The organism is Amycolatopsis sp., assembly GCF_025464955.1.
In the GTDB taxonomy this organism is placed as follows: domain Bacteria; phylum Actinomycetota; class Actinomycetes; order Mycobacteriales; family Pseudonocardiaceae; genus Amycolatopsis.
In genome coordinates, this window is record NZ_JAODNM010000056.1 from 193094 (window position 1) to 204256 (window position 11163).

The window sequence follows — 11163 nt, forward strand, 5'->3', positions numbered from 1 at the left end:
ACCCGCCGAAAACTCATGGCGGCCGTCCCAGGAAGCGGGCATACTCCGCGATCGTGAACGCCTTGCCACCGGGAACCACCATCCGCCACCCCGAAACCGCAGATCACGCACGAGTGCAGGCCGTGATGGAAAACTGGTGGGGCGGAATCGGGAATAAACAGAGCGCGCACGATCGAGCCCTGCTGCTACCGCGGTTGTATTTCCAGCATTTCACCGACAGCAGCTACGTCATCGAGCGAGACGGCGAACTCGTCGCGTTCCTGATCGGGTTCCTGTCCCAGTCCCGGCCGGACGAGAGCTACATCCACTTTGTCGGCGTCGATCCGGCGGCACGCGGTACCGGGGTCGGTCGTTACCTCTACCAGCGGTTTTTCGACTACAGCCGCGAGCACGGGCGCACTGTCGTCCGCTCGATCACGTCTCCGGTGAACACCGGCTCCCAAGCGTTCCACGCCAGCATGGGGTTCACCGCGGCGGTTGTCGCGGACTACGACAGCCCTGGAACCGACCGGGTCGCGTTCGCCAAGACGCTTTGAGGGCAACGACTGATTCCCGCCAGCGCAGCACGCCGAAGCACCCGATGCTGGGCTTATGGATCACTCACCAGAACATGTCAGGATCGAGCCCGCGATTCTCTATTTCGGCACCCCGGTCGTGCTGATCAGCACGATGAACCCCGACGAAACCGTCAACCTGGCACCGATGTCCTCCGCGTTCTGGTTGGGCTGGCGCGGTGTTCTCGGACTTGCGATGAGCTCGCAGACAACACAGAACTTGTTGCGCACTAACGAATGCGTCCTCAACCTGCCGTCCGCGGGCCAGGTCGAGGCGGTGGACAAACTGGCGCGGACAACCGGAACCTACCCCGTCCCGGACGGCAAGAAGAAGCGTGGCTACCGGCACGAAAACGACAAGTTCGGTATTTCCGGACTGACTCCGACGCCGTCGGAAACAGTCCGGGCTCCGCGCGTCAAAGAATGTCCGGTGAATCTCGAGGCCGTCGTCGAAGCCGTTCATCCGATAGCCGAGGAAAGCGATGACCAGCGAGGCGGAATTGTCACGTTCGAGGTGCGGATCCAGAAGGTCCACGCGCACCCGGAAATAACGGCGACGGGTGCCGCCGATCGCATCGATCCCGACAAATGGCGTCCGCTCATCATGAGCTTCCAGCACTTCTACGGTCTCGGCGAGCGGTTGCACCCGTCGACGCTGGCGAAGATTCCCGAGGCCCTCTACCGCAGCCCGGACGTCGATCGCGCGCGTGCACTGACCAACTAGCTGCCAAACTGGCGGACAGCCTGGTAGTAGGTCCAGGCCGTGGCCTTGCAGGCGATATTGCTGCCGCAGATGCCCTTCAGGTCCGAGTACAGGTTGTCGTCGATCGTCTTGCGGGTGGTCTCGTTGAACCGGCCCTGCTTCTTGTAGTTCCGGTAACCGAAGTCGTGCCGGTAGCAGCCGGGCAGGAAGTTGAAGCCGAACGGTTTGTCCGGTGAGTCCGAACACCCGTCGGACGACCAGTCGAGCTGGCCGTCGTACGGCTTCGTGGCGCGAACGGAAACGAAGTTCGACAACGAGGTGTGGAACAGGTAGGTGTCCGTGACGGATGGGATGTCGACGGCCTGCGCGACATTGGTACCGGCGAACAAGGAGGTCGCGACGGCAGCGATGACGGCCAAACGTTTGAGCGTAGCTCGCATGACGAAAATCCCCACAGTAGAAGTTTCGGTTCTGCGCGCTCAGTTTCGACCATCGACGGTGGCGACACTACCCCTGAGAGTCGTCTTGATTCTTAAATCTTTGGTTCTCTGGACCGATGATCGCCTTAGCTCTCGGCCCGCGCGGGTAGCGGTTTCCAGAAGACGATCAGCAGCGTCGCGATCGGCCCGGCCAGCAGGGAGATCAGGAACCAGTTCCACCGGCTCCGGTTCTTCGTCTCCGCCAGCCCGGCATTGATCAGCGCCAGCGTTCCCCAGCCTGTATAGGTCTCCGAGCCCAGTCCGTTCATCCGCTGAGCCTCCCACAGCATCTCGTGAGTGTTCCCGCCGGTTCTAACCGGCGGGAACACTCACGAGCGCGGCCGAGGGGAGCTCTACGAGACGGCGACGCGGTCCGCGGGCGGCGGCGCGATGCCGGGGTGCGCGGTGAGGTACGCCGCGAGCGCGTCCAGGTCGATCGGACCGCCCGCGAGGTTGGTGCCCTTGGTGAACTCGGCGAAGCCGTCCCCTCCGGCGGCGAGGAAGTTGTTCACCGACACGCGGTATGAGCCGGCCGGGTCGACGGCGACGCCGTTGACCGTGATGTTCGAAACGCGCGAACCGACCGGTGCCGACAGCGTGTACGAGTAGTGCAGGGTCTTCGAGATCTGCAGGATCTTCGTCCCGGTCGGACCCCACTGCTGTTCGAGCACGTTCTTCAGGTTCGCGCCGGTCAGCGTGATGGTCTGCATGATGTTCGCGAACGGCTGCACGGTGAACGCCTCGCCGTAGGTCACGACACCGTCGCCCTCACCGTTCGGCGAGGACGCGTACGTCAGGTCCGCGCGGATCCCGCCCGGGTTGGTGATCGCGATCTGCGCGCCGTTGGCCTGCGTGCCTTCCAGCTGCGCGTCGGCGATGACGTCGCCCAGCGGCTCCTCACCCGAGGGTGCGCCGGCCGCGACGAGGTCCGCGGTGATGGTGCCGATTTTGCGGTTCGCGATCGGACCCGACTTGGCCTTCGCCGCGTCGACCAGCTTGACGACGTTCGGGTCCGGGGTGACGTCGCGGGTGACGATCTCGTTGTGCGCGACGGTCGCGCTGCGCACGACGTCGTGAGTCCGGTTGCTGATCTTGAGGTCCACAACGGACAGCAGTCGGCCGAACGACGCGCTCTGGATGACCGGGCGCGGGTTGCCCGCCGGGTCGTTGATCACGCAGTTGTACTGCTGGTGGCTGTGGCCGGCGAAGATCGCGTCGACCTTCGGCGAGACGTTCTTGGCGATCGTCGCGGCCGCGCCGGGGGAGACCTTGCAGTCGTCGGGGCCGCCGCCCTCGGTGTTGTCGCCCTGGTGCAGCAGCACGACCTGCGCCTTGACGCCGAGGAAGTCGAGCAGGTTGGCGGTCTTGTTGATCGCCGTGACCTCGTCGCCGAACTTCAGGCCCTTGATCGCGTCCGGGGTGACCACGGACGGCAGGTCCTTCAGCGTGGCGCCGATGATCCCGATCGGGACCCCGCCGGACAGCTTGATGGTGAACGGCAGCAGCGCCGGGAATCCGTTGGTGAACGTGACGTTCGCGCCGAGGAACGGGAACTTCGCGCCCTTGAACGTCGGCTCGAACTGGCAGCCGTCGGTCGGGTTGCAGCCGCCGAACTGCATGCGCTGCAACTCTTTGTAACCCTCGTCGAACTCGTGGTTACCGACGACGGACGCGCTCACGCCGAGGTAGTTCAGGAAGTCGATGGTCGGCTCGTCGTGGAACAGCGCCGACGTCAGCGGGGACGCGCCGACGTTGTCACCCGCGGACACCAGCAGCGAGTTCTTCACCTGCGCTTCGAGCTGCTGGACGTGCGTCGCCATGTATGCGGCACCACCGGCGTCGACCTTCGTGCCGTCCGAGAGCGTGATCCGGCCGGACGAACCCGCCGGCGGCTCGAGATTGCCGTGGAAGTCGTTGAAGCCGATCACGCGGACGTCCGTGGTCGAGTCGTGCTGGGCGGTGGCGGCGGACGCCGGGGTGGCCGTCATCGCCACGGTGGCAAGCGCGGCCGCGGCGATCGCCACGGTCCGGCGCACGAGCCGGGTTGAGCTGGTCATGGAACTCCTCTGATTCGAGCGCCCGCAGTCCCCTGAGCAGGCGCGCACGGCGCAGGAGTCTGCCCGTAAAGCGCGACTATCGCCACGGTAAAAAGGTGGAAGATAGGGAAACGTGTCCCGGCGAGCGAAACCTCGTGAGTGTTCCAGCCGGTTAGAACCGGCCTAGCTACTCACGAGACGTGACTCCCGGCGAGCAGGACGTCCGCCACCAGAGCCGGGTTGTCGGGCATGGGGACATGGCCGCAGCCGGGGAGCACGAGCAGGTCGGCCTGCGGCGCGATCCGGCGGAGGTCGGCGACCTTCGGCCGCGCGAGGACGCGGTCGCGCGCGCCCCAGGCGATGGTGACCGGGATGTCCGGCACCGGGCCGGTGAACCGAAAACCGCCCTTGGCCTCGGCAAGAGTCGGGCGGAAGCCTGGCGCGGTGCCGAAGTAGTGCGCGTCTTCGACGATCGTCTCGGGGCTCAGCTGCCATGGCTTGTCGAAGATCATCCCGGCCAGCAGCGTCCGCCCGGCGCCGGTCGCGGCGAGCCGGCGGACGGTGCGAGTCGGCAGGCGTTCGGCGGCGACGCGGTGAGCCATCAGCACGCCGAGCGCGTACCGCTGCCCTCGCGGCGTCCAGAGTCCCGCCGGCGACAACGCCGTCACGCTGCTGACGAGCCCCTCACGACCGAGCGCGAGCGAGAGCAGACCGCCGAGCGAGTTGCCCGCCACGTGCGGCCGGTTCAGGCCGAGGTCGGCGAAGAACTTCGACAGCGCGGCCACAACGGACTCGATGCTGTACTCGCCGCCCTGCGGTGGCGACTCGCCGAAGCCGGGCAGGTCGACAGCGATGACGTCGCGATGCGGCTCGAGCAGCGGGACCACCGGGTCCCACGCCTGACGACGGTGTCCGACCCCGTGGATCAGCACCAACGGCTCACCATGACCGCTCCGGCGGTAGACGACTTCGTCCATCCCCGGATGCTAGCTCCGAAAGCTACTAGCGGGTAGCCACTCTCACCCTTCCGGGGCTTGGTCCCCGACGGCGAGCGAAGGCAGGTCGCTGAGCGCGTCCGCGGTCATCGCCTTCGCCGTAGTGAACACCTTCTCCTGCTGCGCCTTGATCCGGCCGTCGACGATCCGGCTGAGCTCGAAGGCGAGCCGACCGGTCTGACGCACTGTCGTCTCGTCGACCAGCGGTTGTGACGCCGAGCTGAGCACAATCCCCTCAGCCTTGCCGTCGTCCGCCTGCGCGACGCCGACGAAGAACGCTTCGCGCGGGTTCGTCTCGTTGTCGACGTAGTAAGTGCGCAGCCGGCCAAGCAGGCTGTGCCACTCAGCGACGTCGCCCTTCAGGCCTGTTTCGGTCAGGTCTTTCTCGGCGAGGCCCATTCCGCGTTTGCCGGGCTTGAAACACCGCGCGTACGAGTTCAACGCCGTCGTCCACAGCGCGTCGACGATGAGTGCGTCGTCGCCATTGCCCTGCGTCAGGCCGTCGAGCAGCCGCTCACAGCAGGCGAGGACGACCTGCAGGTCCTCGAAGATCGCCGCGAGATCACCCAGTGCGAGTGCGGCCGGGGTCGTCAGGTGCCGTGCGGTGGCGGGCGCGCGTACGCCGCTGCTGCTCTGAGCCATCGGGAGGCCTCTCTCGTCGCGGAGTCCCCATCGTCCACGCGCCGCCGACCTGGTGATGTCTCAGTTTGCGACGCGGTAGAGCATCTGGACACGTCCGGGCTTGCCGTTTTCGGTCGCGACAAAGCCGTAGCGCTCGTACGCACGCAGAGCGGATGAGTTGCCCTCGAAGACTTCCAGGGAAACCGCTGGCGCTCCCTGGCCGGCCGCGTGCGCGACAACGGCGTCGATCAGCAACCCTGCGATGCGCTTACCCCTTGCTTCGGGCGCGACCCACATCGCGACGAGCACCCAGCCGCCGTCGTAGAGCAGACCGCCCACGAGACCGACCGGCTTGTCGCCGTCCATCGCGACGAAGCTGACGCTCGTGACGAACCTGCCGCGCCAGTCCTTCTCAGTGAAGGCGGCTTCGCGGGCGAGGTTCGACCCGAAGTTCTCCGGCGCGTCCGCGAGCGCCCGCAAGCGGACGTCCTTCATCAACTCCCACTCTTCGGCCACCAGACGCCGCACGTCGGTCATCCACCCACGATGACACGCACCCGACGTCGGGTTCCACGCATTTTCTCCCTGGCCGATCGGCTGTTCCGGGCATCGGCCAAATGGCCGATCCAGGCCATCGCGAGCAGGCTGTTCGACCGAAGTGGGCAGGCCGGAAAATTTCTAACGTCTAGGGCATGACGCACGCACAGGTCACGGCCATCAGCTACGGACTACTCGCCTTCATCACGCTCTGGGGCACGATCCTCATCCCGCAGCTGATCACGCAGTACGCCAGGCACGGCCGGGTGCACGTCCGCGGACTCGCCATCAGCGGCGCGGTGACGCTCTACGGCTGCCTCGCGCTGGCCGTCGTCCTGCTTCCGCTGCCCGGCCCGAACACCCCGCGGCTCACCCAGACCGTGCAGCTCCGGCCGTTCCAGTGGGTCGCCGACATCCACACCGAACTGCTCAAGCACGGGCTCTCCTCGGCGCACGCGCTGACCACGTTGACCTTCCAGCAGGTCGCGATGAACGTGCTGCTGTTCGTCCCGCTGGGGCTCATCGCCAGGCTGCTGTGGAAGCGGGGCCTTATCGGCACCCTGCTGATCGGCTTCACCATCTCGCTGGCCATCGAGATCACCCAGTTGACCGCGAACTTCGGCACGGCACCGTTCGCCTACCGGATCTTCGACGTCGACGACCTCATGACCAACACGACCGGCGCCGTCCTCGGCTGGATCGTCGCGGCCCTGCTGCTGGCGCTCACCGCCAAGAAGACCGCTTCAACGGTCGACGTGCAGCCGGTGCGGAGCGAGCGGATCCACCTCACCGAGGCGCGCTAACCGGGCTCGGCGCTGCGCGGCCACCCGCCGCGCGGCGCGCTTGTCTTCGAAGGCGACCACTCCGACGGCCAGTGCGAAGATCAACATGACCAGGCCGACGATCAGTGCCAACTGCAAGACAGGCCCCCTCGAGACGACGTTGTGCGCGAGATCACACAGCGTACGCAGTTCGTGGCTGCTTGGCCACCCCCGGCACCGGACAAGAGCGGGACACGGTTCGCCAGACTGGGCCGATGACTCTCCGGCCGACCAAGGACCAGCTCGCCGCGGCCCGGGACAAGGTGCTCGACGACGTCCTCGCGCCGGACCTCCGGGTGCTCTTCTGCGGCATCAACCCCGGGCTCTACTCGGCGGCGACAGGCTGGCATTTCGCTCGTCCAGGCAACCGCTTCTGGCCCGCGCTGCACGGTGGTGGCTTCACGCCCCACCTGCTCGATCCCAGTGAGCAGGGCACGCTGCCGGGGCTGGGGCTCGGCATCACGAACGTCGTCGCGCGGACCACAGCGCGAGCTGACGAACTCTCCGCCGACGAGCTCCGCGAGGGCGGACGGTTGCTGATAGAGAAGGTCATCCGCTACCGGCCGCGCTGGCTGGCCGTCGTGGGCATCACGGCGTATCGAACGGCGTTTACCGAGCCGAAGGCGAAGATCGGCCACCAAGATGACCCGATCGGCTCAACGCGAGTCTGGGTGCTGCCCAACCCCAGCGGGCTCAATGCGCACTGGACGCCGGTGACCTTGGCTGCGGAGTTCGGCCGGCTGCGGATGGCGAGCACCCACCCTCTGTAGCACTCAGCGGTACAGACCGTGGCTCAGACCCCGGACGGGATCTTGATCAACTTCGCCGTGCTACCCAGAGTTTACCTATGACGACGAGTTACAACTATGAGGGGGAACTCGCGTCACAAACTGCGGGAAAGTGAGTCACAAGATCACGAGGTGTCAGTTCCCGGCCGACCCCAGCAGGGGGGATCGGGGGGTGGCGTCCGCGCGCCGGGGGGCGTGCGAACAGGACGCCACGACCGGGAACGATGACGTGAAGACGGAGAGCAAATGGCGCGCAACATCGAGCCCACCCGGATCAAGGCGAGCCCACCGGCCATCGGGGGCCGCAGCCTCGGGGTGGCCGCCATCGATCCCGTGCCGATCTATCGCGACGGCTTGTCCTCGGTCATCCACCGGACGCACGGGTTCCACTGGGTCGGCCACGCCGGGAGCCACCACGCCGCACTCCAGCTGTGCGAGCAGCTCAAACCGGACGTGCTCATCCTCGATTCCGCGCTGGACCCGAGCTGCCACCTGACCCGGCTGCTGGCTTCCGGGGACCCGGCGCTGGTGATCGTCATCCTGATCCGCGACATCAACCGGACGCCGCAGTACCTCGCCGCGGCGGTCGGGGCCGGCGCGCACGCCGCCGTGCCGCGGTCGACCGACCCCAGGCGGCTCGCGGAGGCGATCCGGCGCGCGCACACCGACCGCCGCTACCTCGACCCGTCATTGGCGGCGCTGACAGCGCGGCCGAAGCGCCAGCCGTCGCCGTCCGCGGACGGCACGCCGGCCCCGAAGACGCCGATGCCGCTTTCCCGCCGCGAATACCAGGTGCTGCAGCTCGTCGCCGAAGGACTGGAGAACTCGGCGATCGCGAAGATCCTGTTCCTGTCCGTCGAAACGGTCCGGACCCACGTCAAAAGCATCCTGCGCAAGCTCACCGCACGCGACCGCACGCATGCGGTGACTATCGCCTTCCGGGGCGGGATTCTCGTCACGGTCGTCGACGACACGCAGATGGCACCCGCGCCACCAGGGGCGACACCGGTCCCGGCACCCCAGGCCGCACCCCTGATCGGCTGATCCGTCGCTCACAGCCGAGGGGTAGTACTTGCCGTGGTTACCCAGAGGTAATATCCTTAAGTTACCGGCGAGTAGGGGAACCGCGCCCAGCCGGCCACCCGAACACAAACGGAGCGACGACATGGGCCACTACAAGAGCAACGTCCGAGACCTGGAGTTCAACCTCTTCGAGGTACTCGGCATCCAGGAGCGACTGGGGAAGGGCGTCCTGGCCGATTCCGACGAGGAGACCGCGCGCGGCGTGCTCTCCGAGCTGAACAAGCTCGCTGTCGGCCCGCTCTCCGAGTCGTTCGCTGACGCCGACCGCAACCCGCCCGTCTACGACCCGAAGACGTTCTCGGCCACGCTGCCCGAGTCGTTCAAGAAGAGCTACAAGCAGCTTCTGGACGGCGAGTGGTGGCGGCTCAGCCTCACCAACGACCTCGGCGGCCTCGGCCTGCCCCCGACCGTGCAGTGGGCGTCCGCGGAGCTGATGCTCGGCGCGAACCCGGCGCTGTTCATGTACATGGCGGGCGCGAACTTCGCGATGATCGTGCACAAGAACGGCAACGAAGAGCAGCAGCGCTGGGCGCAGTTCATGATCGACCGCGCGTGGGGCGCGACGATGGTGCTCACCGAGCCGGACGCGGGTTCCGACGTCGGCGCCGGCCGCACCAAGGCCGTGCAGAACGCGGACGGCACCTGGAACATCGACGGGGTCAAGCGGTTCATCACCTCGGCCGAGCACGACCTGACCGAAAACATCATGCACCTGGTGCTCGCGCGCCCGGAGGGTCCCGGCATCGAGACCCGGCCCGGCACCAAGGGCCTCTCGCTGTTCCTGGTCCCGAAGTTCCACTTCGACACCAACACCGGCGAGCTCGGCGAGCGCAACGGCGCCTTCGTGACCAACGTCGAGCACAAGATGGGCATCAAGGCCTCGACCACCTGTGAGCTGACCTTCGGCCAGCACGGCGTCCCGGCCAAGGGCTGGCTGCTCGGCGACGTCCACAACGGCATCGCGCAGATGTTCCAGGTCATCGAGTACGCCCGGATGATGGTCGGCACCAAGGCCATCGCGACGCTGTCGACCGGTTACCTCAACGCGCTGGACTACGCCAAGGAGCGCGTCCAGGGCTCCGACCTGCCGAACATGGTCAACAAGACCGCGCCGCGGGTCACCATCACGCACCACCCGGACGTCCGCCGCTCGCTGATGCTGCAGAAGGCGTACGCCGAGGGCCTGCGCGCGATCTACCTGTACACGGCTTCGTTCCAGGACCAGATCTGGACGGGTGAAGGCGACGAGGCGTCGCTGAAGCTGGCGGAGCAGATCAACGACCTGCTGCTGCCGATCGTCAAGGGCGTCGGCTCCGAGCGCGCCACCGAGCAGCTCGTGCAGTCGCTGCAGACTCTCGGCGGGTCGGGCTTCCTGCAGGACTACCCGATCGAGCAGTACATCCGGGACGCGAAGATCGACTCGCTGTACGAGGGCACCACGGCCATCCAGTCGCTGGACTTCTTCTTCCGCAAGATCGTCCGCAACAAGGGCCAGGCGCTCGCGTTCATCGCCGGTGAGATCACGAAGTTCATCGAGTCGGAGGCCGGCAACGGCCGGTTGAAGAACGAGCGCGCGCTGCTCAAGCAGTCCCTCGAGGACACGCAGGGCATGCTCGGCTCGCTGATCGGCTACCTGACGACGTCGCAGCAGGACCCGCTGAACATCAACAAGGTCGGTCAGCACACCGTCCGCCTGCTGATGTCGGTCGGCGACCTGCTGATCGGCTGGCGGCTGCTCAAGCACGCCGAGATCGCGATCGGCAAGCTGGACGCCGGCGCGAGCGCCAAGGACGTGCCGTTCTACGAGGGCAAGGTCGCCGTGGCGTCGTTCTTCGCCAAGAGCGTGCTGCCCGAGCTGACGTCGCGCCGCGCGATCGTCGAAGGCGCCGACAACGACCTCATGGACGTCGACGAAGCCGCTTTCTGATTCCGACCACACTTTCGGGGCTGCCTTGGCGACAAGGCGGCCCCGAAAGTGTTTCAGGGCTTACCGGCCTGGGAACGTATGGGGCAAGACAGTCCAAACCGGGCCAAAGGGAGCGTTCGATGACCGTCAGCGGAATCATCACTGCCATCGTGGTCGGCCTGATTCTCGGCGTACTGGGGCGGTTTTTCGCTCCGGGCAAGCAGAGCATCCCGATCTGGCTGACCATTGTGGTCGGTATCGTCGCGGCCTTCATCGGCACCGCGATCGCCCGCGGCTTCGGCTACGCGGACACCAAGGGCTTCGACTGGCTGGAGCTGATCACGCAGGTCGTGATCGCGGCCGTCGGCGTCTCGCTCGCCGCCAACCTGTACGGCGGCCGACGCGGCGTATCCCGATAACGCGCCCTCCGCGGCGCTTTGCGGCCCCCTCGACGTCCCCCACGTCCAGGGGGCCGCCTCACGTCCAGGACGGGCACTTTTGTACAAAAGTGGTTCTTGTGTCGTATGTGTGGGTCCGCGACGCCTCAGTGGGTGCCGGGTGATGTGGACTGGCTCCGTTTTACCGCGGCAGGGACGGGTGGTGTGGGGGAAGGGATTCTGAAGGTCGGTTGGGGTGGCTG

13 protein-coding genes are annotated in these 11163 nt (G+C 66.6%); 7 read left to right on the plus strand and 6 right to left on the minus strand.

Annotated features, from left to right (window positions below; genetic code table 11):
• Positions 1-53: 53 nt before the first annotated feature.
• Positions 54-536, plus strand: a complete 483-nt coding sequence (locus tag JWQ81_RS12610; RefSeq protein WP_297540883.1) for a GNAT family N-acetyltransferase — start codon at positions 54-56, stop codon at positions 534-536.
• Positions 537-591: 55 nt separating this feature from the next.
• Positions 592-1278 carry a flavin reductase family protein gene (locus JWQ81_RS12615; protein ID WP_297540885.1) on the plus strand — a complete coding sequence of 229 codons (687 nt, stop codon included), beginning with the start codon at positions 592-594 and terminating at the stop codon, positions 1276-1278.
• Here the strand turns inward: JWQ81_RS12615 and JWQ81_RS12620 are convergent.
• The 6 genes from JWQ81_RS12620 to JWQ81_RS12645 all read right to left on the minus strand — a co-directional run bounded on the left by JWQ81_RS12620 (position 1275) and on the right by JWQ81_RS12645 (position 5925).
• Complete coding sequence (locus JWQ81_RS12620; RefSeq protein WP_297540887.1) at positions 1275-1697, minus strand: phospholipase; 423 nt, start codon at positions 1695-1697, stop codon at positions 1275-1277. The genes JWQ81_RS12615 and JWQ81_RS12620 overlap by 4 nt on opposite strands.
• Positions 1698-1822: 125 nt before the next feature.
• Positions 1823-2005 carry a hypothetical protein gene (locus JWQ81_RS12625; RefSeq protein WP_297540889.1) on the minus strand — a complete coding sequence of 61 codons (183 nt, stop codon included), beginning with the start codon at positions 2003-2005 and terminating at the stop codon, positions 1823-1825.
• 84 nt (positions 2006-2089) lie between these two features.
• Positions 2090-3793 carry a bifunctional metallophosphatase/5'-nucleotidase gene (locus JWQ81_RS12630; protein ID WP_297540891.1) on the minus strand — a complete coding sequence of 568 codons (1704 nt, stop codon included), beginning with the start codon at positions 3791-3793 and terminating at the stop codon, positions 2090-2092.
• Positions 3794-3963: 170 nt separating this feature from the next.
• Positions 3964-4749: an alpha/beta fold hydrolase gene (locus JWQ81_RS12635; RefSeq protein WP_297540893.1), complete on the minus strand. Its 786-nt coding sequence runs from the start codon at positions 4747-4749 to the stop codon at positions 3964-3966.
• A 42-nt stretch (positions 4750-4791) separates the two neighbouring features.
• Positions 4792-5409, minus strand: a complete 618-nt coding sequence (locus JWQ81_RS12640) for a hypothetical protein (protein ID WP_297540895.1) — start codon at positions 5407-5409, stop codon at positions 4792-4794.
• 60 nt (positions 5410-5469) lie between these two features.
• Positions 5470-5925, minus strand: coding sequence for a GNAT family N-acetyltransferase (locus JWQ81_RS12645; protein ID WP_297540897.1), 456 nt, complete (start codon positions 5923-5925; stop codon positions 5470-5472).
• A 155-nt stretch (positions 5926-6080) separates the two neighbouring features.
• Between JWQ81_RS12645 and JWQ81_RS12650 the strand changes: the two genes are divergently transcribed.
• The 5 genes from JWQ81_RS12650 to JWQ81_RS12670 all read left to right on the plus strand — a co-directional run bounded on the left by JWQ81_RS12650 (position 6081) and on the right by JWQ81_RS12670 (position 10942).
• On the plus strand, positions 6081-6728 hold the full coding sequence (locus JWQ81_RS12650) for a VanZ family protein (protein WP_297540899.1): 648 nt from the start codon (positions 6081-6083) through the stop codon (positions 6726-6728).
• Positions 6729-6961: 233 nt separating this feature from the next.
• On the plus strand, positions 6962-7516 hold the full coding sequence (gene mug / locus JWQ81_RS12655) for a G/U mismatch-specific DNA glycosylase (protein ID WP_297540901.1): 555 nt from the start codon (positions 6962-6964) through the stop codon (positions 7514-7516).
• A 264-nt stretch (positions 7517-7780) separates the two neighbouring features.
• Positions 7781-8578, plus strand: coding sequence for a response regulator transcription factor (locus tag JWQ81_RS12660; protein ID WP_297540903.1), 798 nt, complete (start codon positions 7781-7783; stop codon positions 8576-8578).
• Between the two features lie 121 nt (positions 8579-8699).
• Entirely contained in the window at positions 8700-10544 is a 1845-nt protein-coding gene (locus JWQ81_RS12665; protein ID WP_297540905.1) for an acyl-CoA dehydrogenase, read from the plus strand.
• A gap of 119 nt (positions 10545-10663) precedes the next feature.
• Positions 10664-10942, plus strand: coding sequence for a GlsB/YeaQ/YmgE family stress response membrane protein (locus JWQ81_RS12670; protein ID WP_297540907.1), 279 nt, complete (start codon positions 10664-10666; stop codon positions 10940-10942).
• Positions 10943-11163: the final 221 nt, after the last annotated feature.